The organism is Myceligenerans pegani, from assembly GCF_014892515.1.
GTDB classification, from domain to species: Bacteria; Actinomycetota; Actinomycetes; order Actinomycetales; family Cellulomonadaceae; genus Myceligenerans; species Myceligenerans pegani.
The window spans coordinates 1-25976 of sequence record NZ_JADBGR010000083.1; the positions used below are offsets into that span (position 1 = coordinate 1).

The window sequence follows — 25976 nt, forward strand, 5'->3', positions numbered from 1 at the left end:
CGGCACCGGCGACGGCGCCCGCGATCGCGGCGCCCGGCGCCTGCCCGCCCTCGGGCTGCTGCACCGTCACCTCGAGGTTGAACAGGAACCCGACGGACTGCTCCCGGATGGCGTCCTTCATCGCCTCGAAGAGCTGGAAACCCTCCCGCTGGTACTCCACCAGCGGGTCGCGCTGCGCCATGGCGCGCAGGCCGATGCCTTCCTTGAGGTAGTCCATCTCGTAGAGGTGCTCGCGCCAGTTGCGGTCCGTCACCGACAGCACGACCCGGCGCTCCAGCTCGCGCATCGCGGCCGAGCCGAGCTCCTCCTCGCGCGCGGCGTAGGCGACGCGCGCGTCCGAGAGGATCTCCTCGAGCAGCATCTCGCGGCTGACGCCGCCGGCGCCGCCCGCCTCGGCGACCACGTCGTCGACGGTGATCGACACCGGGTAGACGTTGCGCAGCGCCGTCCACAGGCCGTCCAGGTCCCATTCCTCGGGCGCGCCCTCGGCGGTCGCCGCCGTGACGTAGTCGGTGATGACGTCCGTGATGAAGTGCTGCACCTGCTCGTGCAGGTCCTCGCCGTCCAGCACCTTGCGCCGCTCGGCGTAGATGATGTCGCGCTGGCGGGACAGGACGTCGTCGTACTTCAGCACGTTCTTGCGGATCTCGAAGTTCCGGGACTCCACCTGCGCCTGCGCGGACTGGATGCCGCGCGTGACCATCTTCGACTCCAGCGGCATGTCGTCGGGGAACCCGGCGCGGTGCATCATCGCCTCGGCCAGACCCGAGTTGAACAGCCGCATGAGGTCGTCCTGCATGGACAGGTAGAACCGCGACTCGCCAGGGTCGCCCTGGCGTCCGGAACGACCGCGGAGCTGGTTGTCGATGCGCCGGGACTCGTGGCGCTCGGTGCCCAGCACGTACAGGCCGCCGAGCCGCGTCACCTCGTCGTGCTCGGCCGCCACCGCCTGCTGCGCCTGCTCCAGCGCCTGCGGCCACGCGGCCTCGTACTCCTCGGGGGTCTCGGCCGGATCCAGGCCCTTCTCGGCGAGCGCCGCGACCGCGATGTGCTCGGCGTTGCCCCCGAGCATGATGTCGGTACCGCGGCCCGCCATGTTCGTGGCGACGGTGACCGCACCCTTGCGGCCCGCCATCGCGATGATCGACGCCTCGCGCTCGTGCTCCTTCGCGTTCAGGACACTGTGCGGCACGCCGGCCTTCTTCAGCAGGCCGGACAGCAGCTCGGACTTCTCGACGCTGGTCGTGCCGACCAGCACGGGCTGGCCGTCCGCGTGGCGCTCGACGATGTCGGCCACGACCGCGTTGAACTTGCCCTCCTCGTTCTTGTACACGAGGTCGGGCTGGTCGATGCGCTGCGGCGGCTTGTTCGTAGGGATCGGGACGACGCCGATCTTGTACGTGCCCTGGAACTCGGCGGCCTCGGTCTCGGCCGTACCGGTCATGCCCGCGAGCTTGTCGTAGCGGCGGAAGTAGTTCTGCAGCGTGATCGTGGCGAGCGTCTGGTTCTCGGCCTTGATCTCGACGCCTTCCTTGGCCTCGATCGCCTGGTGCATGCCCTCGTTGTAGCGGCGGCCGGCGAGAATGCGCCCGGTGTGCTCGTCGACGATCATGACCTCGCCGTTCAGCACGACGTAGTCCTTGTCGCGCTTGAACAGCTCCTTGGCCTTGATCGCGTTGTTGAGGAAGCCGATCAGCGGGGTGTTCAGCGACTCGTAGAGGTTGTCGATGCCGAGGTAGTCCTCGATCTTCGCGATCCCCGGCTCCAGCACGCCGACGGTGCGCTTCTTCTCGTCGACCTCGTAGTCCTGGGTGGGCACCAGGCGGCGCACCACCTTGGCGAACTCGACGTACCAGCGGTTGGCGTCGCCGGACCCCGGCCCCGAGATGATCAGTGGCGTCCGGGCCTCGTCGATGAGGATCGAGTCCACCTCGTCGACGACGGCGAAGTGGTGACCGCGCTGCACGAGGTCCCCGGGTGACCACGCCATGTTGTCGCGCAGGAAGTCGAAGCCGAACTCGTTGTTGGTGCCGTAGGTGATGTCGGCGGCGTACTGCTCACGGCGCTCGGCCGGCGTCTGGCCCGACACGATGATGCCCGTCGACATGCCGAGGAAGCGGTAGACGCGGCCCATGAGCTCGCCCTGGTACTTGGCGAGGTAGTCGTTCGTGGTGACGACGTGGACGCCCTTGCCCTCCAGGGCGTTGAAGTAGGCGGCGGTGGTGGCCACGAGCGTCTTGCCCTCACCGGTGCGCATCTCGGCGATGTTGCCCAGGTCGAGCGCGGCCCCGCCCATGATCTGCACGTCGAAGTGGCGCTGGCCGAGCGTGCGCCGCGCGGCCTCGCGCACGGCCGCGAACGCCTCGGCCCGGAGCTCGTCGCGCGGGGTCCCTGCCGCGAGCCGCTCCTTGAAGCGCTCGGTCTCCTCCCGGAGCTCGGCGTCGCTCAGCTCCTCGAAACTGGGTTCGAGCCGGTTCACCTGCTCCGCGATGGAGTGCAGCTTCTTGAGCGTCCGGCCCTCGCCGAAGCGAAGGACCTTCTCGAGAATCGAGGGCACGCGGGTTCTCCCGGATCGGTCGGTGTGATGTTGCCCACCTGTGGGCACGCTTGCGTGGGCATGCGTGCCCATCGTAGGCCGTAAGGCTGGATGTTCGAACACAACGATGGCAGCCACGAGCGCCCCGCGCCGCAGGGTTCGCTCTGGGGAGAACGGCGCGGGACCTCGGAGCCCTCGCGACGCCCCGCGGGGCGGGGTGAGGACCCCGCGGCGCGGGGCGACGGCGTGATACCGCGCGACCGTACGAAACGTTTCTTGCTTACCATCGCTGCATGGTGACCGCAGCAACGTTCCTGCTCGTCACGACCGCCCTGGGCCTCGGCGCACACCTGTTCCGCCTCCCTCCCCTCGTGGGGTTCCTGGTCGCCGGTTTCGTGCTGCACGCGGCGGGCTTCGCCGAGCCCGCGTACCTGGAGCCGGTCGCCGACCTGGGGGTCACGCTGCTGCTGTTCGGCATCGGGCTCAAGCTGGATCTGCGCTCCCTGCTGCGCAAGGAGGTGTGGCTCACCACCGTCGCCCACCTGGTCATCAGTGTCGCCATCACGATCGGGTTCCTCGGGGCGCTCGGCGCCGTCGGCCTGTCCCTCGCCGCGGACAAGGACCTGGGCACGCTCGCGCTCATCGGCCTCGCGCTCTCCTTCTCCTCCACCGTCTTCGTGGTCAAGGTGCTCGACGGCCGCTCCGACCAGCGCGCGCTCTACGGGCGCATCGCCATCGGCGTGCTGATCATGCAGGACGTCATCGCCGTCGTCTTCGTGTCCGTCACCGCCGACGACCCGCCCAGCCCGTGGGCGCTCGCCCTCGTGCTGCTCGTCCCGGGTGCGTGGCTGCTGCGCAAGGCCTGGTCCCACATGGGCCACGGCGAGCTGCAGGCGCTGTTCGGCGTGGCCGTCGCGCTCGGCCCGGGATACGCGCTGTTCGACCTCGTCGGGCTCAAGGGCGACCTCGGCGCGTTGGTGATGGGGGTCCTGCTCGCGGGCCACGCGAACAGCACCGAGCTCAGCCGGAACCTGTTCACCCTCAAGGAGCTCCTGCTCGTCGGCTTCTTCGTGTCCATCGGCTTCGCCGGTGAGCCCACCGGCATCACCATCGCCGTCGGACTCCTCGTGCTGCTCATGCTCCCCCTGCAGGGCATCGCCACCGCCCTGCTGCTGCGTCTCATGCACCTGCGCAAGCGCACCGCGATCCTGAGCGGGCTCGTGCTGACCAACTACTCCGAGTTCGGGCTGATCGTCGTGGCGGTCGGCGCCCAGGCGGGGCTCCTCGCCGACGACTGGGTCGTCGTCCTCGCCGTCGCCGTCGCCCTCAGCTTCGTCCTCGCCTCGGCGGTGAACACGCGCGGCAACGAGATCGCCATCGCCCTCGCCAAGCGGTTCCCCTCCAAGCCGAACGACTGGCTGCACCGGGAGGAGCGCCTCATCGACGTGTCCGGTGCCGAGGCCCTCGTACTCGGTATGGGACGCATCGGTCGCGGGGCGTTCCGGCAGCTCGCCGACGACTACGGCATGAACGTCGTCGGCGTCGAGCACGACCCCGAACGCGTGGCCGCGCTGCGCGCCGAGGGGTACACCGTGGTCCAGGCCGACGCCACCGACATCGAGTTCTGGGGGCGCGTCCGCAGTGCGGGCAACGTCCGCCTGGCGATCCTCGCGATGCCCTTCCACCAGGCCAACCTCATCGCGCTCGGCCAGTTGCGCGCCGGCGAGTTCAACGGCACGGTCGCGGCCGTGGCCAGGTACGACGACGATGTCGCCGAGCTGGAGCGACACGGCGCCGACGCGGTGTTCCACCTCTACGGCACGGCCGGGCTGGCCCTCGCGGACCATGCGGCCGAGGCGGCTCTCGGCTACGACGCGGCGGAGGACCTGCGCGACGCGCAGGCCGAGGCGCGGCGGGAGCCCGACGGCGAGGCCGGACGGCGCGGGGCCGGAGCGTCGCCTGCCGGGTGACGCGTAGCTTCACCCTGTGGACAACCGGCGCGGGGACACGTGCCGGGGCAGGCTGGCCGCATGCCCTCGTCCAGGATTCCCTTGTCCGAGGCGCCCTCCCCTGGTGCGCCCGCTCCACCGGCGCGCGCCGTGGCGGCCCGTGCCCTGTGCCCGTTCGTCGACCTCAGCCGGCTGCTGTTGCCGGTCGCCTGCCCGTGCGGCGAACCCGACGTGCGGTGGTGCACGCGATGCGCGGAGCGGTTCGCCGGCCCGCCGGCCCGCGTCGAGCAGGGCGCGGGTCGGCTCGACCGGCTCGACGGCGTGCCGCCGCTGCCGGTGTGGGCGCTGACGGCGTACACGGGTCCGGTCCGGGACGTCGTCGTGCACTGGAAGGACCGCGGGCGGGCGGACCTGGACGCCCTGCTCACCCGGGCGCTGCTCCGGGCGGCCCGGGGCCTCGCCCTGCGGACACGTGCCACGATCGCGGTCGTTCCCGTGCCGACGGCAGGCCCTGCCCGGCGACAGCGCGGGCGTGATCCGGTCCGCGCGCTGGCCGCGGCCGTCGCACGCGGGCTGCGCGAGGGCGGCACGCCGGCCCGTCTCGCGCCCGTCCTGCGCCGCCGCACCACCCGGGACCAGGTCGGACTCGGCTCCCGGGAGCGCGGACGCAACCTCGCATCGGCGATCCGGTCCACCCGCCGGACGGAGGGACGTGTCTGCATGCTGGTCGACGACGTTCTCACATCCGGGGCCACGCTCGCCGCGAGCGAACGCGCGCTCGAAGCGGCCGGATCTGCCGTGCTCGGAGCAATTGTGCTGGCAGCGACGCCGCCGCCCGACGACGAACGCGGACGTGCCACGACATGGTGACGACCGGTCCGCACATGTCGTGTTGTTTACCTGTCATTGGGGCTGTCGCAAACTCCCGATCGGGGGTTAGCCTGAGTTTCCCCGAGGGGAGTAGCGGCCCCTCGAAACCGCGACGGGGGGTGATCCATCCCGGCACCGCGAAAAGGTGCCCCATTCATCCAGGCGGAACCCGGGCGCGCAAGGCGCCCTCGACCCGAAGCGGAGACAGCAACATGGAGATCGTCGTCGTCGGCAGGCACACGGTGGTGGCGGACAAGTTCCGTCAGCAGGTGGAGGACAAGCTCTCCAAGGTCGAGCTCCTCTCCCCCACGGCCAGGCGGGTGGACGTGGAGGTCACGCACGAGAACAACCCGCGGATGGCCGAGCAGCGCGAGCGCGTGGAGCTCACCGTGCGGGCGAAGGGGCCCGTGATCAGGGCGGAGGCCGCGGCGGACGACCGCTTCGGCGCGCTCGACCTCGCGATCGACAAGCTCAACGAACGACTGCGCCGCGCACGCGACCGGCGCAAGCACCACCGGAACCACAAGCCGAACTCGCACACGACGACCCCCCGCCCGCTCGACGACGACATCCTCACGCCCCGCGACCGCCCGGAGCCGCAGGTCGCGGCGCCCGCCGCGCTCGCCGAACCGGGCGACTCCGTGGAGACCACGATGGGTGACTCACCCGTCGTCATCCGCCAGAAGCTGCACCACGCCGAGCCCATGACTCTCGACGACGCCGTCTACGAGATGGAGATGGTGGGCCACGACTTCTACCTGTTCATCGACAAGGAGACGGCGCGCCCGTCCGTGCTCTACAAGCGCCAGGGGTGGACGTTCGGCGTGATCCAGCTCGACGAGGCCTGCATCGGATAGACGCCGCGCGGGGAGTGCGGCTCGCACTGCCCTGAGGTGACGGCCGAGGCGGAGGCGGCGGCAGCGACGAGGCAGGGAGTGGCTGCCGCCGCCCGCCCCGGGCCGGGCGGGCCCGGGTTTCACCCGGCCCGCCGGGCGATTCACGCCTGGCACGCAGCTGGACCTGGCACACTGGACGTCATGAAATCCCGCGTCCTGGTCGTCGACGACGACACCGCCCTGGCAGAGATGATCGGCATCGTGCTGCGGGGCGAGGGGCTCGAACCGATCTTCTGCACGGACGGGGACGAGGCCCTGCCGATGGCTCGCATGCACCAGCCGGACCTGATCCTGCTGGACGTGATGCTTCCCGGCAAGGACGGCGTCCAGGTCTGCCGCGAGGTCCGTGCCGAGTCCGGCGTCCCGATCATCATGCTCACCGCGAAGTCCGACACGGTCGACGTCGTGCTGGGTCTGGAGTCGGGCGCCGACGACTACATCTCCAAGCCGTTCAAGCCCAAGGAGCTCGTGGCGCGCGTCAAGGCGCGGCTGCGCCGCACCGAGGACCCGGGGCCCGAGCGGCTCCAGGTGGGAGACATCGACATCGACGTCACCGGGCACACCGTCACCCGGGACGGGGAGAAAATCGCCCTGACGCCGCTGGAGTTCGACCTGCTCGTGGAGCTCGCCCGCAAGCCGTGGCAGGTGTTCACCCGCGAGGTCCTCCTCGAGCGCGTGTGGGGCTACCGGCACAGCGCGGACACGCGGCTGGTGAACGTGCACGTCCAGCGCCTGCGCTCGAAGATCGAGCGTGACCCGGAGAACCCCGAGATCGTCCTGACCGTGCGCGGCGTCGGCTACAAGGCGGGTACTCCGCAGTAATGCCCAGGGTCACGTCCTGGCCACGCCGCTCGATCGCCCGCGCCCGCATCGCGATCGTCCGGCTCGTGCGGCGCGCGGTGCACGCGTTCCGCGCGTCCCTGCGGCTGCGCATCATGGCGTCGGCGCTGGCCATCGGCGTCGTGGCGGTCGCGGTGCTGGGGCTGTACCTGTCGACGTCGGTCCGCGACGGCATGGTGGAGCGGCGGCTCGAGTCGATCATGAACGAGAGCGCCGCCCTGACGGCGGACGCCAACCAGGAGTTCCGGAGCTCGGCGGTCGCGGACGAACAGCAGGCGCTGCTGCTCATGAGCTCCGTGGCCGAGCGGATCCTGGCCAGCGCCTCCAGCGTCGAGGCGGTCTTCGTCGTGCACCCGCTCGACACGCAACCGCAGGTCAGCGACGTGATCATCCCGGACAGCATGGGGGCCCAGCAGAACACCCTGCTCACCGCGGACCTGCGCCGCGAGAACGCGGCGCTGCGCGAGCGGGACGGCGCCACCGGCGAGCAGGTGATGCAGTTCACCGAGGTGCGGGACCCGGGGCAGTCGAACCGGGCCGAGCCCGGCGTCGTCGTCGGCACATCGCTGCAGGTGCCCCGGTTCGGTCCGTACGAGATCTACTACGTGTACTCCCTGCAGGCGGAGCAGGAGACGCTCACGTTCGTGCACCGGGTGCTCGGCATCGGGGCGGCGTTCGTCCTCCTCCTCATCGGCCTCATCACCGCCCTCGTCAGCCGCCAGACGGTGGCACCGGTGACACGGGCCGCGGCGGTGGCCGAGCGCCTGGCCGACGGCCGCCTGGACGAGCGGCTCCCCGATGTCACCGGGATCGACGAGATGGCGACGCTGTCCCGGTCGTTCAACGCGATGGCCGACAGCCTGCAGCAGCAGATCCAGCAGATGGAGGAGCTGTCCGCGGCGCAGCGACGGTTCGTGTCGGACGTGTCGCACGAGCTGCGCACCCCGCTCACCACGATCCGCATGGCGGGCGACGTCATCCACGCCGCGCGGGACCAGCTCAGCGCCGATGTGAGCCGATCCGCCGAACTCCTGACCGACCAGATCGAGCGGTTCGAAGGGCTCCTCTCGGATCTGCTGGAGATCAGCCGGTTCGACGCGGGCGCGGCGGTGCTCGACGCCGAGCGGCGCGATCTGGGGGACGTCGTCATGTCGGTGGTGCAGATGGCCCGGCCGCTCGCGGAGAACAAGAACGTACCGCTGTCCGTGCGGCTCCCCGACGGCGACACCGTGGCCGACATCGATCCCCGGCGCATCGAGCGCATCGTGCGCAACCTCGTGGTGAACGCGATCGAGCACTCGGAGGGCCGCCCGGTGGAGGTCACGGTCGGGCAGGACGCCGGCGCGGTGGCCGTCGTCGTGCGCGACTTCGGGGTCGGGATGACCAAGCCGGAGGTCGAGCACGTCTTCGACCGCTTCTGGCGGGCCGACCCGGCGCGCGCCCGCACCACCGGCGGCAGCGGACTCGGGCTCGCCATCGCCCAGGAGGACGCCCGCCTGCACGCGGGCCGTCTCGAGGTGTGGGCCAGGCCGGGCCGCGGCGCGAGCTTCCGGCTCACGCTGCCGCGGCGCGCCGGCATCCGGCTCGACTCGTCGCCGATCCCGCTCGTCCCCGACTCGCACGAGCCGCAGGTGACCACCGATCAGATCCCCGTCGTGCACCCGCCCACGGGACCGTCGCCCACCACCATCCCCGACCTGGAGATCCGCTGATGCGCGCCACGCACCTCGCCGCCGGGCTGGCGGCGGCCCTCGCGTTCCTGCTCCCTGCGGCGGGGTGCGCGTCGGTACCATCGGCGGGACCGGTCATGCACCGCCAGGCCGACGCGGGCGACGACGACACGTACGCCGTCGTCCCCCCGGCACCGCTCGAGGGCGCGGCCCCGGAGGACCTCGTGCGGTACTTCCTGCTCGCCGCCGGGTCCGGTTCCTCCGCGGTGACGGGGTACGACACGGCACAGCTCTACCTGACGGCCGACCGGCAGGAGTCGTGGGTGCCGACGGAGAACGTCGTGGTCTACCGGGGATCGCTCAACTTCTCGCTCACCACCGACGGCCCCGACGCCGCCGACGTCGCGGTGTCGGTGGATGCCGTCGCCCGCGTCGACGCGCACGGGATGTACACCGAGGCGTCGAACGCGGCGCCCTTCACCACGAATTTCTCGCTGACCCGCGACGCCGACGACCAGTGGCGCATCGACGAGCTCGAGGACGGCATCCTCGTCCCGGAACGCCTGTTCGCGAACCAGTTCCGGGCGACGCGGCTGTACTTCCCGAGCCGCGACCACGAGGCCTGGGTGCCCGACCAGCGCTGGTTCCCGCGCAACTTCTGGCGCACCAGCGCGGTCGTCGAGCTCCTGAACGGTCCGCCCCCCTGGCTTCAGGGGGCGGTCGACACCGCGGCCCCGGAGGGCACGCCACTGGCCGTCCCGACCGTTCCCGAGGCCAGTGACGGCACCGTCACGGTCAGACTCGGTGGCGACATCGGTGAGCTCGGCGAGTCCGCGCACGGACTGCTCCTCGCCCAGCTCAAGGAGACGTTGTCCGACGGCGAGGTCCGGCCGGAGATCGCGCTGTACGCCGGTGACGCCAGGCTGAACGAACCGTCGATCGACAAGCCCAGTCTGCCGGCCACGCGGGGCACGCCCGTCGCGCTGTCGGGCAACGAGCTGTTCACGGTGTCCGGCGACCGGCTGACGGACTTCGAACGCCCGGTCCATCTGGAGAATCTCGACCCGACGGCGATCGCGCTCGGGCCGGGCGCGGCACCGATCGTCGTCCGCGACGGCAGGAGCCGGATCGTGCGGGTCGCCGACGTCGGCAACGCCACGGGCCAGCAGGAGCTCCTGGCGGGGACGCGGCTCGCCGAGCCGTCCGTGGACCGCCACGGGTACGTCTGGTCGAGCGACGACCTCGGCAAGAAGAACTTCGACCCGGCGGAGGACGCCGGGGAGCTCCTCGTGGTGCACGAGTCCGGCACGCGGCACGACCGGGCGCCGGACTGGCTGAGCGGCCGGCAGGTGATCGGTGTCCGTGTCGCCCCGGACGGGACCCGGGTCGCGGTGGTCAGCCGCCGGGCGGGAACGACGTCCGTGCACGTCACCGCCGTCAAGCGGGGCGAGAACGGCGAGCCCGAGCAGCTCACCACGCCGCTGGAGGTCGCGGCCTCCGTGCCCGACGTGGTGTCTGCCCAGTGGTCCGGCCAGACATCGCTCCTGCTGCTCACCCGGGACGACGACGGTACGACCGCGATGTACGAGGCCGGCGTGGGCGGCCTCCCCGACGACAGCGGCAGCACCGAGTCCGTCCAGGGGCTGACCGACGTGAAGACCCTGGCCTCGGGCGTCACCGACGCGGGCACCGCGCTGGCCCTCACCCACCGCGGCGACCTGTACCAGGAGCAGACCACCGGTTGGGGCGAGCCGATCGCCGAGAACATCGTCGCGGTCGCGTATCCCGGCTAGGACCTTCTGGAGCCAGGACTTCTAGAGCCTTCCCGCTGCCTTCAGTGCCAGATAGGTGTCCGCCAGGCGGGGAGCCAGGTCGTCGGGCAGCGCCTCGATCACCTCGGCGCCGTAGCGGCGCAGCATGGTCGTCGCCGCCGTGCGTTCCAGACCGCCTCGCGCCGCCGCGGCGGCGTCGTAGACCTCCGACGACGACCCGCGTCCCACGGCCATCCCGGCGACCTCCTCGTCGGCCACGGACGCCACGACGACCTGGTGGTCGCGCGTGAGCTGGTCGACGACGGCGAGCAGCCCGTTCTCGACGGCCGCCGGGTCGAGGGACGTGAGCAGCACGACGAGCGCCCGCTGCGACATCCGCTCGCGTACCTGCCCGACCACTCCCGGCCAGTCGGTCTCCAGGAGCACCGGCCCGACGACGCTGAGCGCCTCGGCCATGGCGGGCATGAGCCGCGGCCCGGCCGCACCCTGGACCCGGGCACGGACGGCACGGTCGTAGGCCACGAGCTCGACGCGGTCGCCGGCCCGACCCGCCAGCGCCGACAGCAGCAGTGCGGCCTCGATGCTGGCGTCGACGCGCGGGGCACCGATCTGGCTGCCCACCGCGCCGACCCTGGCGGCCGATGTCCGGCCCGTGTCCAGCACGATCAGCACGCGACGGTCACGCTCCGGCCGCCAGGTGCGGACCACGACGTCGCCGCGGCGCGCGGTGGCACGCCAGTCGATCGAGCGGACGTCGTCGCCCACCACGTACTCGCGCAACGAGTCGAACTCGGTGCCCTCGCCGCGGACCTGTACGGCCGCCCGCCCGTCGAGCTCGCGCAGGCGAGCCATGCGGGAGGGCAGGTGCTTGCGGCTGGCGAACTCCGGGAGCACCCGCAGCCGGCCAGGCACCGGCAGCGTGTGCTGGCGCCCGGCGATCCCGAGCGGGCCGAGCGTACGGACGGTGACACCGCCCGCGAGCCGGTCCCCGCGCCGCATCGGCCGCAACGGCGTGGTGAGACGGATCGCCTCCTCGTGGGGCAGGTCGACGGTGTGCCGGCCCGGGCCGCCCGCCGCGGAGCCCTCGCCGGCCCCGGCCGACGGCGGCCACGCGTCCCGGACCACGCCGCGCAGCCGGCGTCCGGCCACGTTCCGGACCACCAGCTCCGACGTCGCGAGCTCACCCAGCCGGACCGACTGCGGGACGAACCGCTGGACCTCGACACGGCGTGGCGAGGCCGCGAGCGCGATGTCCACCCCGCACACGACAACGACGAGCAGGGCCCAGGCCACCACGGTCCCGGCACTGGGCCAGAGCAGCGCCGGGATCACACCCGCCGCCATGAGCACGGCGGCTCGCCAGGTCAGGGCCATGCGTCCCGCCTCAGCGGGGCACCGGCACGGAGGCCAGCACCGTGTCGAGCACGCCCTCGGCCGTCACGCCCTCGAGCTCCGCCTCGGCCCGCAGCTGGACGCGGTGCCGCAGGGTGGGGTGGGCGAGCGCCTTGACGTCGTCGGGCGTCACGAACGAGCGTCCGGACAGCCAGGCCCATGCGCGCGACGTGCGCAGGAGGGCCGTGGCCCCGCGCGGTGAGACGCCGAGCGAGAGCGAGGGCGAGTACCTCGTGGCCCGGCACACGTCGACCGCGTAGCCGAGGACCTCGCGCGACACCTGCACCTGACTCACCTCGGCGCGCGCACGGGCGAGCACGTCCGCGTCGGCCACCGGTTCGAGGCCGGCGCCGCGCAGGTCGCGGGGGTCGAAGCCGGCCGCGTGCCGGGCGAGGACCTCGACCTCCTCGTCGCGCTCGGGGAGCGGCAGCACCAGCTTGAGGAGGAAGCGGTCGAGCTGCGCTTCCGGCAGCGGGTAGGTGCCCTCGTACTCGACGGGGTTCTGCGTGGCGATGACGACGAACGGGTCCGGCAGCATGCGCGGTGTGCCGTCCACCGAGACCTGCCGCTCCTCCATCGCCTCCAGCAGCGACGCCTGGGTCTTGGGCGGCGTCCGGTTGATCTCGTCCGCGAGCATCAGGTTCGTGAACACCGGACCCTCGCGGAACGAGAATCGCGCGGTACCGGCGTCGTAGACGAGGGAGCCCGTCACGTCGCCGGGCATGAGGTCAGGGGTGAACTGCACGCGCTTGGTGTCCAGGGACAGCGCCGCCGCGAGCGAGCGGACCAGCAGTGTCTTCGCGACGCCGGGCACACCCTCCAGGAGCACGTGGCCCTGGCAGAGCAGCGCGATGAGCAGGCTCGTCACCGCGGAGTCCTGGCCGACGACGGACTTGCCCACCTCGGCGCGCACACCCGCGAGGGCCGAGCGAAGACTCTGCGACGGCGCGGGAGGCTGGGACGCGGCACCGGGCTGTACGGCGCGCGGCTCGGCGGCCTCGGGCGGTGCGGCGTCGGGGCGGGGCGCCGGGCCGGCGCCGGACTCCGACCGGGTGTAGACGGGTTCGGTCACGATCGGTGGACCTCGCTCTCCAGGTTGTCGAGACTGCGGGCGAGTTCGGTGAGCTCGCCGTCATCGGCGGGCGGGGGCCCGTACAGCAGGCGCGCCACCTCGTCGGTGGACCGCCGTGTGGCGCCCGCGACGGCGTCGGTGACGGCCGTCGCGTCGGCCGATCGGGCCAGGCCCAGCCGCTGTGCCATCCGGTGCGCCGCCGAGGCCCGCAGGCCCGCCGCGGCGTGGCCGCGCGCACCTACCGCACGGTACAGGCGGGCGCGGCCGCGCATCGTCTCGGCCGAGCGCACCAGCACCGGCAGCGGCTCGGTCACGAGCGGGCCGAGGCGCCGCGCTCGCCAGATCGCGAGCACCAGGCCGGTGAGCAGGAGGATCCAGACCACGGGCCCGGTGCCCTGGGGCAGCACACTCCCCGGGCTCGCCTCCGGACGCGGCGCCCCGCTGTCGCCGCCGTCGCCGCGGCCGGCTTCCCCACCGCCCGGCGGCCCGTCGAGCATGGTGGTGTCGAAGAGGTCGGGGACGAGCCACGTCAACTCGTCGTGCGCGCCGAGCGTCCACAGCGCGAGCGCCGCGTGACCGCCGTCGAGGACGGTGTCGTTGCGGATCAGGGACGGATCATAGATCACGTGCACCCACCGGCCGTCGGCCTGCAGCCGCACATAGGCGAAGCCGTCGCCGGCGGCGGCGGGCCAGCAGCTGTCGGCGGTGCCCTCCACGACACTCAGCCCGGTCTCCAGCCGGACGTCCTGGGCGGCTCGAGCGGCCGGCGCGGCGCACTGCGGGCCACCCGGAGCCGCCGGCCCCGCGTACCACTCCTCGACCCGTCCGTCCGTGAAGGCGTCGAGGAGCTCGAGGCTCGGGGCGAGCAGCACGACGTCGGACTCGATCGCTGCGAGCGCCTCGATCTGCCCCGGCTCGAAGTAGGCGGGATGCGGAGTGACGACCAGCGTCTCCCCGGCCGACGCGCCGTCGAAGGCCGCACGAACGGTGCGCACCTCGTTCACGGTCACCCCGTGGTCCCCGAGGACCTCCGCGACGGCGCGTCCGCCGTCGTCGTCCGGGTTGCCGGTCGAGTACGGGATGTCCGACCCCGTGGGCCGGGTGAAGGCCAGGACGAAGAGGAACAGGCCGATCGCCGCCATGACGAGTCCGATCCATCCGACGGTCTTCCACGAGAAGCCGCGGCGCGCCGGGCGTCCGACGACGACCGGCACGTCGGTTCCCGTGCCGCCGCCCGGCCGGGGGCCGACGGCGGGTGGCGGAGTGGGGATCTGCGTGGTGGTCACGGCGCGTCCACCTCCCGGGCCGAGGTGTGGTGCCCGCCCGCCGTGTGCGCAGGGGTGGAGCCCGCGGAGGCGGCCCCGGCCGTGTCACCGGAGGTCCGGGCGGGCGACGCCGGGTCGCCGGGTCCTGCTCCGGGCGCCGCCGGTTCCTTGCGTTCCACCCTTGCCGCGGCGACGGCGTCGTCGAGCTCGCGCAGGGCGGTGTCGTCGGGCGCGGAGGCGCCGAGGCCGCCGTACTCGACCTGGTCGAAGAGGCCGGCGGCGAGGTGCAGGCGGGCCGCGAGTCCGGGCAGCCGCACGCCGATGTCGTTCGCGGCTTCCTGGGCCGTCCGTCCCGGGCGGGAGTCGATGACGGCGCGTTCCTCACAGGACCGGACCACGGCCCGGTACCGTTCCGCCACAGCCGCCGACCAGTCGCCGGATCGCGCGGCGGCGTCGGCCGCGGCGCGCATCTGCGCGGCGGTCCGTGCGTCGTCCTTCTCCACGACGGCCGCGGAGCGCCTGACCCCGCGCTCGCGGCGTACCGGGCCGGCCACGAACCAGGCGATCGCGAGCACCACGAGCACCAGGACGACGATCACGATCGCGAGCTGGGTGCCGGGCAGCCCGGCATCCGGGACCTCCAGTCCGCGGAACCAGTCCACGACCGCGTCGATGAGGCGCTGGAGCAGGCTCTCGCGCTCGGCGTACTCCGCGCGCTGCAGCTCGGTCCGGAGCCAGTCGTGCGCTTCCTCACGGCCGGGTTCGACCGGAGGTGCGGTTCGTGGTGTCATCGGTCCGCCGCGGCCGCCGCGAGCTGCACGTCGAGGCCTTCACGGCGCATCCGCGTGTCGATGTAGAGCAGGGCGACGACGGCGCCCAGGAAGATCGTCTGCGCCAGCACGGCGATCAGCGACGTGAGCGCGACGCCGATCTGCACGACGATCGGATCGGCCATGACCGACGCGAAGCCGAGCCCGTAGGAGATCGGCGCGGTGATGATCTGGCTCAGGAACCAGAGGATCAGGTACGTCAGCAGGTAGATCCCGAGCATGCGCCAGAAGACGCCGCGCGTCAGCCGCCACCCGCGCACCACCGCGGCCCAGAAGCCCTGGCCCTCGAGCACGATCGCGGGCGCGATGAGCAGGGTCCGGACGAAGAACCAGGCGATGAAGACCAGGTAACCCGCGAGCGCCAGGAACGCGCCGAGCACCCCGAAGCCCGTGTCGAGCGCGAACATGCCGACCACCAGCGCCACGGCGACGGCCAGGAACACGAACACCGCGAGGCCCTGGAGCAGGCCGAGCGCGACGAGGAACCACCAGCGCGGGCCGACGCGGCGCCAGGCGTCGCCCATGGAGACCTTCTTGTCGATGGCCGACTCGCTCACGGAGAGGGCGACACCGCCCATGGCGAGGGGCGTGGCCAGGGCCAGCGTGATCCCGGTGCCGATCCCCACGCCGTAGAGCCCTGGGATCAGCCCGCTCATCTGGCTCAGGGCGGCGGCATCGGCCGGGTCCGCCGTCTCGGCGGCCATCACGTCCTCGAGCTGGCCCCACAGGTCGGCGAAGATCGTGGTGAGCGGGAGGCTGAGCACGGCACCGACCGCGGCGGCGAGCGCCAGCACGATCGTGGTGAATCCGAGGACCACGCCGGGGTTGTGCCGCACCGCCTGGAAGGCGCCGTCGTAGATCTCCCCGAGCGAGAGCGGGCGCAGCGGGATGATGCCCGGCTTGTCGGCGACCGGCGGCAGCGCGCCAGGCATCCCGCCGGGGGCGGCGCCAGGCTGCTGACCGTACGGGGCCTGGCCGTACTGTGCCTGGCCGTACCGGCCCTGCCCGTACTGGGGCGCCGACTGCGGTGCCGGCGCGCCGGTGGCCGGTTCGCCGGGGCCGTACCCCGGTGCGTACTGACCGTAGCGCGGCGGCTCGCCCCACCCGTTCTGGGGGGCGGGCGCGCCCGAACCGCCGTCAGGACTGGCTGGCGTCGTCACAGGCTTGTCTCCCGGGGAATTCGTGGGCTTCCAGCACACCACGGATGTCGGTGGCATGTCGTTCGGAGCGACGTCGCCACCCTAGCGCGAGACGCCGACACGGCGGACAGAAACGCGCGCGCCCCTCGGTGCGCACCGGGTCCGGCGGCGCGGTCCGGCGTCGGATCCGGCACGGTCGCTGCCGATCGAGCAGGTCGGTCCAGGTCGGTCCCGGAGATCAGTCCCGCAGGTCCGGGACCGCGTACGGGAGCCGGTGCAACAGGCTCGCGTGCTCGTCGGCACGCGACTGCCGCAGCCGCGCCGCGTCCTCCTCCCGCAGGCGCCGCTCCGCGAGGACGGCGTGCAGGAATGCCTCGGGGTGCGTCCCGGCGGGCGGGCCGGGCGCGACGTAGGGTTCGACGCGACCTGCCAGGTCGTCCGCGACGCGGAGCCGGGACTGCGGCGCCAGCTTGTGCGCCCGGCCGAGGAACTGGCGCGCCGCGAGCGCCAGCCCGTCCGGCAGCCGGCGCATGTCGGTGGTGTCGGCCCACGTCGCGAGCTCGGGTGGCATCACGACGGGCGCCGACGGCGGGTGCCCGCCCCGCACTCGCACCACGTAGGATCCGGCGGCGAGGTCGCCCAGGCGCTTGCCGCGGCGGTTGATCAGCGAGGTGATGACGGCGAGGAAGCCGACGGTGAGCCACAGTTCGAAGATGCCCACCAGGGCGCGGACGAAGGCGTGCCGGAACCGGATCGGGCCGCCGTCGTCGCGCACGACCCGGATCCCGGCGGCCAGCTTGCCGAGCGAGCGGCCGCGGGTCAGCGTCTCGACCGTGGTCGGGACGCCGACCATGACGGTGATCGTGACCAGCACGTTGGTGATCAGCAGGGCGTCGAACCCGGCCTCGCCGCGCAGGAACTGGTCGGTCAGCCACGGCACGGCGAGCACGAGCAGGAGCACGATGACGACGAAGAGCGCGATCAGGTCGAGCAGCACCGCGAGCGTGCGCGAGATGAACCCGGCCGGGCGGGCGTCGAGGAGCACTCCCTCGCCGATGACGATGCCGTCGTGCACGTGATCTCCTTGCTGCGGGCTCTGCGTTCCTGCCGATGGCCGTCCTGTCCACGACAGAATCTAGGGGATGGCCCCGGTGTGGGGCAGACTATCGGCCGTGGACATCGATGCCTTCACCGCCGTGCACGCGAAGGAGTGGGACCGCCTCGCCGAGCTGACGAGGCGCAGGCGCCTGGACGGCGCCGAGGCGGACGAGCTGGTGCGGCTGTACCAGGCCGTGGCGACGCACTTGTCCACCGCACGGTCGGCCGCGCCGGATCCGGCGGTGGTGACCCGCCTGTCCGAGCTGCTGGTCCGTGCCCGCGCGAAGATCGCCGGCTCGCACGAGCCCGCGTGGCGCGGTGTCGTGCGGTTCGCGATGGTCACCGCGCCCGCGGCGCTGTACCGGATCCGCTGGTGGGCGCACGCGGTCACGGCGGCGGCGCTCGTGGTCGCCGTGATCACGGGGGTGAACGTGGCCACCGACCCCGAGGCGCTGCGCGCCATGGGCACGCCGTCGTTCCAGGAGCAGTACGTCGAGCAGGCGTTCGCGGAGTACTACGACCCCGGCGCAGGCTTCGCGGGCGTGGTGTGGACGAACAACTTCTGGATCGCGTGGCAGTGCATCGGCGGGGGAATCACCGGCTTCTTCCCGCTGTACGTGCTGTGGCAGAACGCGGTGACGGTCGGTTCCATCGGCGGGATGATGGCCGCGCACGGCGAGCTCGACACGTTCCTCACGCTGATCGCCCCGCACGGCCTGCTCGAGCTGACGGCGATCTTCGTGGCCGGGGCCGCGGGCCTGCGGTTCTTCTGGTCCTGGATCGACCCCGGCCCCCTCCGGCGCTCGACCTCCCTGGCACGTGAGGGCCGGGCCCTGATCACGGTCGCCATCTCCTTGACGGTGGCGCTCGGCGTGTCCGGCCTCGTCGAGGGCTTCGTCACGGGGTCGTCGATGTTCTGGTGGCTGAAGATCGTCATCGGGGCGATCGCGTTGGCGGCCTTCTGGGCGTACGTGTACGTCCTGGGCGGTCGTGCCGTGCGCGACGGCGAGACCGGTGACCTCTCGGCGGACGAGGCCGGGGCCTACGCGGTGACGGCGGGCTGACCCGGCCCTCCTGCGGCCCGCCTGCCGGGGCCTGCCTGTGGCGCCGGGTCCGGACCGGCACCGCGACCACGGCGCCGATGGTGCGCGGGGGCCACGGCGCCGAGCGGCCGGACACGTGTGTCCGACACTCCGGCTACCGTGTCGCCGTGTCCTTCGTTCCACCGCCCGCGCCCACCACCCGTCCCGACCTGGCCGGCACGTTCGGCATGGCCGCGTCCACGCACTGGATCGCGACCGCCACCGCGCAGTCCGTCCTGGAGCGCGGCGGCAACGCGTTCGACGCCGCCTGCGCCGGCGCGTTCGTGCTGCACGTCGTCGAACCGCACCTGAACGGACCGGGCGGCGACATGACCGCCGTCCTCGTCGCGGCCGATGACGCCGCCCGTCCCCGCGTCCTGGCCGGTCAGGGCCCGGCACCGGCCGCGGCCACCATCGACCGCTACCGTGCCGAGGGCCTGGACCTCGTGCCCGGTTCGGGTGCGCTCGCCGCGGCCGTCCCCGGTGCCGTCGACGCCTGGCTGCTGCTCCTGCGGGACCAGGGCACGTGGACCGTGCGCGACGTGCTGTCGCATGCGATCGGCTACGCGCGCGACGGCCACCCGGTCCTGGAGCGCGTGTCCGGCACGATCGCGGCGGTCCAGCAGCTGTTCCGCGAGCACTGGCCCACCTCGGCGGAGCGGTGGATGCCAGGCGGTACCCCGCCCGCCCCCGGCGAGCTGATCACCAACCCCGCCTACGCCGACCTGCTGGAGTCCCTGGCCGCGGCGGCCGATGGCGCGCCCTCGCGCGAGGCGGGGGTCGACACCGCCCGTGCCCGGTGGCGCGAGATCGTCGGCCCGGCGATTGAGGAGTTCGTCCGCACGCCGCACCGGCACTCCGACGGCGCCGACCACGCGGGGATCATGACCGCCGACGACGTCGCCCGGTTCGAGGCGACCTTCGAGGAACCCACGACCGCCCGCTTCCGGGGCCACGTCGTCGCGAAGACCGGCGCCTGGGGGCAGGGCCCCGCCCTCCTCCAGACGCTGACGATCCTCGACGGGTACGACGACGCCCTGCTGGACCCCTCCACCGCCGCGGGCGCGCACACGATCGCCGAGGCGCAGAAGCTCGCGCTCGCGGACCGCGAGGTCTGGTACGGGGACGCCGTCCCGGTGGACACCGCAGTCGCGGGCGCCGCGGACACGAGCGCCGCGGACACGGACACCGCAGGCACGGAGCGGTCCGGCACCACGGCCGGCGTCCCGCTGGACCACCTTCTGTCGGCCGGGTACGCGGCCGAGCGCCGGTCGCTCATCGGCGAGACGGCGAGCCACGAGATCCGCCCCGGTGTCGTCCCGGGGCGCGCCACGCCGCCCGTGCCCCCGCTGCGCACCGAGTACGCGACCACCGCCCCGGCCGGCTCCCTGCCGGGCGCGCCCACGGGCGGAGCGGCAGCCGGGGTCGGTGAGCCGACGGTCCCCGGACCGGCAGCCGCGTCCGAACCATCCGCCGTCCCCGGCGGGGCAGCCACGTCCGGTGACCGGCCCGAGTCCACGCCCGGACCCGCATCCGGAGACCCCACGCACCCCTCCGTCCACCACGGCCACCCCGCGGGCGAGCTCCCGCCGGACGCCCTGGGCGCCACCCGCGGCGACACCTGTCACATCGACGTCGTCGACCGCTGGGGCAACATGATCAGCGCGACCCCGTCGGGCGGCTGGCTGCAGTCCTCGCCCACGATCCCGCGTCTCGGCTTCTGTCTCGGCACGCGACTGCAGATGACGTGGCTGGACCCGGCGTCGCCGTCGGCCCTCGTACCCGGTCGCCGCCCCCGCACCACGCTCACGCCCACGATCGTGCTGCGCGACGGCGAGCCCGTGCTCGCCTGCGGCTCCCCCGGTGGCGACCAGCAGGACCAGTGGCAGCTCCTGTTCCTCCTGCGCGTGCTCGTGGGCGGCTACTCGCCGCAGGCGGCGATCGATGCCCCGGCCTGGCACACGACGTCCTTCCCCGGCTCGTTCTGGCCGCGTACCTGGACGCCCGGCGGCCTGGTGGTCGAGGACCGGCTCGGCGACGACGTGATCGCCGCCCTCGCCGCGCGCGGCCACGAGATCACGCGGGCCGGCGACTGGGCGCTGGGCCGCCTGTCGGCGGTCACCCGCGACCCGTCGACGGGTCTGCTGGGCGCCGCCGCCAACTCCCGCGGCGCCCAGGGCTACGCGGCGGGCCGCTGACCGCAGCGGCCGGAGCCACTCGCCCCGGCAGAGACCGTCAGCGACTTCGACGGCGGGGCCCTGACCTCGGCGAGGATCACCACCGGTCCGGCGGAGACCACCAACATGTCCGTCGAAGGCCGAGCAGGACATTCGCGACCAGCCCTCATCACCGACTCTTCTCGCGAGAGCCGCCCCGTGCAGGTATGTTTCCAACAGGTGACTTTATTGTCGGACACTTTCCCGAATGTCGGGTCAACCCGTAAGTTGCCTTTTGGCCTCGGACCACGGGGCCGCATCAACCTGAGGGAGCAACCATGCGCATGCGATACCCCCGTCCCGCGCGCGGCCTCGCGGTCGCGTCGGTGGCGGCGCTCGCCGCGGCGTCGTTCGGCCTGTCGGCGAGCGCCGCCGCCACGGACGAGCCCGCCTCCACGCCGGTCCCGATCGTCACACCGGACGGCGAGACGTTCTCGTACGTGGTCAACGCCAGGCACGCGAACCCGGGGAGCACCTACGCCGTGGAGCGGGCCGTGCGAGCCGCCCGAGGTGTCGTCGTCCAGTCGTGGCCGCAGATCGGCGTCGTCGTCGCCCATTCGGCCAACGGCTCGTTCCGGGACGACGTCGTCTCGGGCCACGGCCGCTGGTCCGTCGACTCCGTCGGCGCGACCCGTACCGCCACGCCGTACGAGGGTACGCCCGAGGCGGTCGCGGGGCCCGGCGTCCAGCGGGCTCCCTCGCTCCGGTCCGAGGCGGCGGGCGGCGCGGCCGTGGACGCCGCCACCGACGAGGAGTTCACCGCGATGGTCGAGGAGGACCCCCGCGAGAGCGAGCAGTGGGACATGTCGCTGATCCAGGCGGACGCGGCGCACGAGATCACGGACGGCTCGCCCGGCGTCGTCGTCGGCATCCTGGACAGCGGTATCGAGGCGGATCACCCGGACCTGGCGGGCCAGGTGTCCGCGGACCTGTCGGTGAACTGCACCGACGCGGGTCGTCCCGACACGTCGGCGGAGGGCTGGTGGCCCACGACGTCGTCGCACGGCACGCACGTGGCCGGCACCGTGGCCGCGGCCCGCAACGGAACGGGCATCGTGGGCGTGGCGCCCGGGGTGACGATGGCCTCGGTCAAGGTGGTCAACGACCAGGGATACATCTTCCCCGAGTACGCGATCTGCGGGTTCATGTGGGCCGGCCTCAAGGGCATGGACGTCACGAACAACAGCTACTACGTCGACCCGTTCATGTACTGGTGCGAGGACCAGCCCGACCAGTACGCCGCCAAGGAGGCCGTCCGCCGCGCGGTGGACTTCTCCACCCGCCGGGGCGTGGTGCACGCGGCGGCGGCCGGCAACGCCGCCACCGACCTGTCGACCAACACGAGCGACAGCAGCAGCCCGAACGACTCGGAGCCGATCGACCGCGTCATCAACTCGGGCTGCGAGGACATCCCGGCAGAGCTCGACGGCGTCGTGACCGTGTCCTCGATCGACGCGGAGGCGAACCTGTCGCCCTTCTCCAACCGCGGCCTCGGTGAGATCGACGTCGCGGCCCCGGGATCACGGGTGCTGTCCACCGTGACCGGGCACGGCTACGCGCTGTACAGCGGCACGTCGATGGCGTCCCCGCACGTCGCGGGCGTGCTGGCGCTCATGAGGTCGGAGCACCCCGACTGGTCGCCCCGACGCATGGAGTGGCAGATCCGCGCCCAGGCCGACGACCACGAGTGCGGGCCGGTCAGCCGCGGCCCCGAGTGCGTCGGCTCGCCGGAGGAGAACTCCTTCTACGGCGACGGCATCGCGGACGCCCTGGAGGCGGTCATCCACCACTGATACGAGGTCAGATGGACGACGGCGGACGTGGTCGCGTGAGCGACCACGTCCGCCGTTTCGTACGTCCGCGCCGGGCGGTCGGACAGCCGTCAGAACGAGTGCGGCACGCCGCGTCACGGCGGAGCGTGAGCTAGCCCGCAGCGGCCTGCCTCAGTGCGACCGAGGCGTCGGGCACCGGCCCGATCCGGCGCGCGATGTCGGCGTCCAGGCGCAGCCGCGCCCTTTCCCACATGTCACCGAGCTTGCGGTCGTGGCTCGGCACGTAGTCCTGCAGGCCGCCGGGCCGCGGCGTGAATTCCCCGAACACGACACCGCGCTCCGTCTCGTACAGGTCGACGCGAACGAACGGCACGCCCGCCGCCTTGGACAGATCGCGCGCGATCTCGGTCATTTTGGGCAGGGACGCGGGCACGGGCACGGTCGGATCAACGGGCCGCCACCGGGAGATCGCCCCCAGGTCCGCCCCGTTCTCGTCCACGTAGCGGAAACGCACCGACGTGGCGTCGCCGTGCGACCCCACCGAGCGCAGAAGCACCTGCCCGATCTCCCCGTAGAAGGCGTAGATCTTGGCGTCCTCGAGGATCTCGCTGCCGGACAGACCGGTCAGGAACTCCTCCGCGAAGTACGGCGCCAACGCACGCCTCCTCGCCTCCTTGAGGCGGAAGTGCTCGACGATGTCCTCCCGGCTGAGCACCTGGTCCGTGCTGATCAGGCGGAACGCCGCGCCCTCGCGGCGCAGAGGAAGCACCCCGTGCGAGGTCGCACCCCCTGCCGACTTCAGGACGAACGCCTCTGGCAGGCCGGACAGCTCGATCTCGTCGACGGTCTCCCACGTTCGGTAGACCGCGGGCAGGACCACGCCCCTGCCCTGGACGAGCGCCTTGCCCCTCAGTTTCTGGACGAGGGCGAAACGCGGATCGACGGACTCCTCGGCGCGTTCCCACTCGGTGCGTGACGACTTCGCCCCCTGCGCGCTGATCCGGCGCTCGGCCTCAAGATACTTGCGGAACGACGGGATCGTCCCCGCTTCCAGCCCTCTGATCCGCTCCCGCGCGATCTTCACCCGGCGCCTCTCCTGCTTGACGGCACGTTCGGCCTCCTCCGCGCGGCTCGCGGCAGCCGCGGCATCGCGCTCGGCGGCCTCCGACCGCTGCTCGGCGGCCTCCGCGCGGCGGCGATAGGCGTCCCGCTCACCCACGAGTCTCGACAACGAAGGGACCCTTCGAATCAGACCCGCCACAACGTCCATGTCATGCCTTTCCCGAATCTCATCCGTCGGCCCGGACTGCACGAAGCGGCCGGGCGCTTCGGGCGTCCGGATCAATAGCCGTGCGAGACGGCGCCGATCATGCCGGCGGCGACCGTCTTGTTGGTGGACTCGTCGACCAGGATGAACGAGCCGGTCTGGCGGTTGTTCTGGTACTTGTCCACGAACAGCGGCTGTGTCACGCGCAGCTTGATGCGGGCGATCTCGTTGAGCTTGATCTCGGTCGCTTCCTCGTCCCGGTGCAGCGTGTTCACGTCGACCCGGTAGTTGATGCCCTTGACCATGGCCCGTGCCCAGCGGGTCGTATGCTTGATGGCGTACTTCTTGCCCGGGGTGAGCGAGGCGGTCTCGTCCATCCAGCAGATCTGGGCGTCGATGTCCTGCGTCACGGTCGGTGCGTTGTTCGGACGGCAGATCATGTCCCCGCGCGAGATGTCGATCTCGTCGGTCAGCCGCACGGTCACCGACATCGGCGGGTAGGCCTCGGGGACCGGGCCGTCCGCTGTGTCGATCGACTCGATCGTGGACTCCAGACCGGAGGGCAGGGTCAGGACACGGTCACCCGGCTTCATCACACCGGACGCGACCGTGCCCGCGTAGCCCCGGTAGTCACGGGCGTCGTTCTGCTGGGGCCGGATCACGTACTGCACCGGGAACCGCACGTCCACCAGGTTGCGGTCCGAGGCCACGTGCAATCGCTCCAGGTGGCTGAGCAGCGTCGTGCCCTCGTACCAGCCCATGTGCGCCGACCGGTCCACCACGTTGTCGCCCTTGAGGGCCGACACCGGGATGAACGTCATGTCCGGCACCCGCAGGCGGGCGGCAAACTCCGTGAACTCCCCGCGAATGTTCTCGAAGACCTCTTCGGAGTAGTCCACCAGGTCCATCTTGTTCACGCACACGACGATGTGCGGCACGCCCAGCAGCGTGGCCAGGAACGTGTGGCGGCGCGACTGCTCCACCACGCCCTTGCGCGCGTCCACCAGGATCAGCGCCACGTCGGCGGTCGAGGCGCCGGTGACCATGTTCCGCGTGTACTGGATGTGCCCGGGCGTGTCCGCGATGATGAACTTGCGCTTGGGCGTCGCGAAGTAGCGGTACGCCACGTCGATGGTGATGCCCTGCTCACGCTCGGAACGCAGGCCGTCGGTCAGCAGCGCCAGATCCGTGTAGTCGTTACCGCGATCCTTGCTGACCTGCTCCACCGACTCCAGCTGGTCCTCGAAGATCGTCTTCGAGTCGAACAGCAGCCGTCCGATCAGTGTGGACTTCCCGTCGTCCACCGAGCCGGCCGTCGCGAACCGCAGCAGGTCGGTCGAACCGGCCTCGTACACACCCAGCTCCTGCCCGGCCGTGCTGCCAGCGGGCTCCGTCGCCGTCGTCATCAGAAGTAGCCTTCCTTCTTGCGGTCCTCCATGGCGGCCTCGCTGACCTTGTCGTCCCCGCGCGTCGCGCCGCGCTCGGTCAGGCGCACTGCCGCAACCTCCTCGACGACCTGGCGCATCGTGGTCGCCTCGGACTCGACGCACGCGGTCAGGTTCGCGTCCCCGACCGTGCGGTAGCGGGTGAGCTTGCGCTCCGCGGTCTCGCCGTCCCGGAGCGGGGTGAACTCGTTGACCTCGTACAGCATGCCGTTCCGGTTCACGACCTCACGCTCCCGCGCGAGGTAGAGGTCCGGAAGGTCGATCTCCTCGGCCTCGATGTACGACCAGATGTCGAGTTCCGTCCAGTTCGACAGCGGGAACACCCGGATCGACTCGCCCTGGTGGACCCGGCCGTTGTACAGGTTCCAGATCTCCGGACGCTGGTTCTTCGGGTCCCACTGACCGAAGTCGTCACGGAAGGAGAACACCCGCTCCTTCGCGCGCGCCTTCTCCTCGTCCCGGCGCCCGCCACCGAACGCGGCGTCGAAACCATGCTTCTCCAACGCCTCGAGGAGGACCGGCGTCTGGATGCGGTTGCGCGAACCGTTGGGCTCCTCCTGCACCAGACCGCGGTCGATGGCCTCGGGCACCGACGCCACCACCAACTGCACCCCGAGACGAGAGGCCCACCGGTCACGGCAGTCCAGCACCGTCTGGAAGTTCAGCCCGGTATCCACGTGCAGGATCGGGAACGGGATACGCGCCGGCGCGAACGCCTTGGCCGCCAGATGCAGCATGACGATGGAGTCCTTGCCGCCGGAGAACATCAGCACCGGGCGCTGCATCTCCGCGACCACCTCGCGCATGATGTGGATGGCCTCGGCCTCCAGACTACGCAACTGGCTCAGGACATGACTCTTCACTC

19 protein-coding genes are annotated in these 25976 nt (G+C 72.1%); 9 read left to right on the top strand and 10 right to left on the bottom strand.

Translation table 11 applies throughout. The features are described 5' to 3' along the window. Positions 1-2557, bottom strand: a 2557-nt coding sequence (gene secA / locus IIE03_RS11540; RefSeq protein ID WP_192862912.1) for a preprotein translocase subunit SecA, incomplete at its 3' end; no start/stop codon positions are given. A gap of 272 nt (positions 2558-2829) precedes the next feature. Between secA and IIE03_RS11545 the strand changes: the two genes are divergently transcribed. The 6 genes from IIE03_RS11545 (at position 2830) to IIE03_RS11570 (ending at position 10554) form a co-directional block, all read left to right on the top strand. Further along, positions 2830-4506 (top strand): cation:proton antiporter family protein, encoded by a 1677-nt coding sequence (locus IIE03_RS11545; protein ID WP_192862913.1) that lies wholly within the window; start codon positions 2830-2832, stop codon positions 4504-4506. 60 nt (positions 4507-4566) lie between these two features. Continuing rightward, positions 4567-5355, top strand: coding sequence for a ComF family protein (locus IIE03_RS11550; RefSeq protein ID WP_192862914.1), 789 nt, complete (start codon positions 4567-4569; stop codon positions 5353-5355). 212 nt (positions 5356-5567) lie between these two features. Continuing rightward, positions 5568-6212 (top strand): ribosome hibernation-promoting factor, HPF/YfiA family, encoded by a 645-nt coding sequence (gene hpf / locus IIE03_RS11555; protein WP_192862915.1) that lies wholly within the window; start codon positions 5568-5570, stop codon positions 6210-6212. Positions 6213-6392: 180 nt separating this feature from the next. After that, positions 6393-7073, top strand: coding sequence for an MtrAB system response regulator MtrA (gene mtrA, locus IIE03_RS11560; protein WP_192862916.1), 681 nt, complete (start codon positions 6393-6395; stop codon positions 7071-7073). After that, positions 7073-8803, top strand: a complete 1731-nt coding sequence (mtrB, locus tag IIE03_RS11565; RefSeq protein WP_192862917.1) for an MtrAB system histidine kinase MtrB — start codon at positions 7073-7075, stop codon at positions 8801-8803. The genes mtrA and mtrB overlap by 1 nt, the downstream gene beginning before the upstream one ends. Then, on the top strand, positions 8803-10554 hold the full coding sequence (locus tag IIE03_RS11570; RefSeq protein WP_192862918.1) for an LpqB family beta-propeller domain-containing protein: 1752 nt from the start codon (positions 8803-8805) through the stop codon (positions 10552-10554). Before mtrB ends, IIE03_RS11570 begins: the two co-directional genes overlap by 1 nt. 21 nt (positions 10555-10575) lie before the next feature. On the opposite strand, the gene IIE03_RS11575 is transcribed toward IIE03_RS11570, so the two are convergent. The 6 genes from IIE03_RS11575 to IIE03_RS11600 all read right to left on the bottom strand — a co-directional run bounded on the left by IIE03_RS11575 (position 10576) and on the right by IIE03_RS11600 (position 17306). Beyond that, on the bottom strand, positions 10576-11907 hold the full coding sequence (locus tag IIE03_RS11575) for a DUF58 domain-containing protein (protein ID WP_192862919.1): 1332 nt from the start codon (positions 11905-11907) through the stop codon (positions 10576-10578). 10 nt (positions 11908-11917) lie between these two features. Then, positions 11918-12997 (bottom strand): AAA family ATPase, encoded by a 1080-nt coding sequence (locus IIE03_RS11580; protein ID WP_318842937.1) that lies wholly within the window; start codon positions 12995-12997, stop codon positions 11918-11920. Then, positions 12994-14283 (bottom strand): DUF4350 domain-containing protein, encoded by a 1290-nt coding sequence (locus IIE03_RS11585; RefSeq protein ID WP_192862920.1) that lies wholly within the window; start codon positions 14281-14283, stop codon positions 12994-12996. Before IIE03_RS11585 ends, IIE03_RS11580 begins: the two co-directional genes overlap by 4 nt. After that, positions 14280-15053, bottom strand: coding sequence for a DUF4129 domain-containing protein (locus IIE03_RS11590; RefSeq protein ID WP_192862921.1), 774 nt, complete (start codon positions 15051-15053; stop codon positions 14280-14282). The genes IIE03_RS11585 and IIE03_RS11590 overlap by 4 nt, the downstream gene beginning before the upstream one ends. Further along, positions 15050-16252 carry a proline-rich domain-containing protein gene (locus tag IIE03_RS11595; RefSeq protein WP_192862922.1) on the bottom strand — a complete coding sequence of 401 codons (1203 nt, stop codon included), beginning with the start codon at positions 16250-16252 and terminating at the stop codon, positions 15050-15052. The genes IIE03_RS11590 and IIE03_RS11595 overlap by 4 nt, the downstream gene beginning before the upstream one ends. Before the next feature lie 217 nt (positions 16253-16469). Next, positions 16470-17306 (bottom strand): RDD family protein, encoded by an 837-nt coding sequence (locus IIE03_RS11600; protein WP_192862923.1) that lies wholly within the window; start codon positions 17304-17306, stop codon positions 16470-16472. A 97-nt stretch (positions 17307-17403) separates the two neighbouring features. Between IIE03_RS11600 and IIE03_RS11605 the strand changes: the two genes are divergently transcribed. From IIE03_RS11605 to IIE03_RS11615, 3 genes are all read left to right on the top strand, one after another. Beyond that, positions 17404-18393: a stage II sporulation protein M gene (locus IIE03_RS11605; protein WP_192862924.1), complete on the top strand. Its 990-nt coding sequence runs from the start codon at positions 17404-17406 to the stop codon at positions 18391-18393. A gap of 146 nt (positions 18394-18539) precedes the next feature. After that, positions 18540-20609, top strand: coding sequence for a gamma-glutamyltransferase family protein (locus IIE03_RS11610; protein ID WP_408632844.1), 2070 nt, complete (start codon positions 18540-18542; stop codon positions 20607-20609). Positions 20610-20905: 296 nt separating this feature from the next. Then, the gene (locus tag IIE03_RS11615; RefSeq protein ID WP_318842938.1) at positions 20906-22420 is read left to right on the top strand and encodes a S8 family peptidase; all 1515 of its coding nucleotides are present in this window, start codon (positions 20906-20908) and stop codon (positions 22418-22420) included. Between the two features lie 130 nt (positions 22421-22550). On the opposite strand, the gene IIE03_RS11620 is transcribed toward IIE03_RS11615, so the two are convergent. The 3 genes from IIE03_RS11620 to cysD all read right to left on the bottom strand — a co-directional run bounded on the left by IIE03_RS11620 (position 22551) and on the right by cysD (position 25974). Further along, positions 22551-23630 carry an ATP-grasp fold amidoligase family protein gene (locus IIE03_RS11620; RefSeq protein WP_192862925.1) on the bottom strand — a complete coding sequence of 360 codons (1080 nt, stop codon included), beginning with the start codon at positions 23628-23630 and terminating at the stop codon, positions 22551-22553. Between the two features lie 110 nt (positions 23631-23740). Then, the gene (cysN, locus tag IIE03_RS11625; RefSeq protein ID WP_225997637.1) at positions 23741-25072 is read right to left on the bottom strand and encodes a sulfate adenylyltransferase subunit CysN; all 1332 of its coding nucleotides are present in this window, start codon (positions 25070-25072) and stop codon (positions 23741-23743) included. After that, positions 25072-25974: a sulfate adenylyltransferase subunit CysD gene (gene cysD, locus IIE03_RS11630; RefSeq protein WP_192862926.1), complete on the bottom strand. Its 903-nt coding sequence runs from the start codon at positions 25972-25974 to the stop codon at positions 25072-25074. The genes cysN and cysD overlap by 1 nt, the downstream gene beginning before the upstream one ends. Between the last annotated feature and the right edge of the window lie 2 nt (positions 25975-25976).

Coding starts and splice junctions, on each gene's coding strand:
- IIE03_RS11575 (WP_192862919.1), bottom strand. CDS start 11,907: ATGGCCCTGACCTGGCGAGCCGCCGTGCTCATGGCGGCGGGTGTGATC.
- IIE03_RS11550 (WP_192862914.1), top strand. CDS start 4,567: ATGCCCTCGTCCAGGATTCCCTTGTCCGAGGCGCCCTCCCCTGGTGCG.
- mtrA (WP_192862916.1), top strand. CDS start 6,393: ATGAAATCCCGCGTCCTGGTCGTCGACGACGACACCGCCCTGGCAGAG.
- IIE03_RS11590 (WP_192862921.1), bottom strand. CDS start 15,053: ATGACACCACGAACCGCACCTCCGGTCGAACCCGGCCGTGAGGAAGCG.
- mtrB (WP_192862917.1), top strand. CDS start 7,073: ATGCCCAGGGTCACGTCCTGGCCACGCCGCTCGATCGCCCGCGCCCGC.
- IIE03_RS11615 (WP_318842938.1), top strand. CDS start 20,906: ATGCGCATGCGATACCCCCGTCCCGCGCGCGGCCTCGCGGTCGCGTCG.
- IIE03_RS11570 (WP_192862918.1), top strand. CDS start 8,803: ATGCGCGCCACGCACCTCGCCGCCGGGCTGGCGGCGGCCCTCGCGTTC.
- IIE03_RS11545 (WP_192862913.1), top strand. CDS start 2,830: ATGGTGACCGCAGCAACGTTCCTGCTCGTCACGACCGCCCTGGGCCTC.
- cysN (WP_225997637.1), bottom strand. CDS start 25,072: ATGACGACGGCGACGGAGCCCGCTGGCAGCACGGCCGGGCAGGAGCTG.
- hpf (WP_192862915.1), top strand. CDS start 5,568: ATGGAGATCGTCGTCGTCGGCAGGCACACGGTGGTGGCGGACAAGTTC.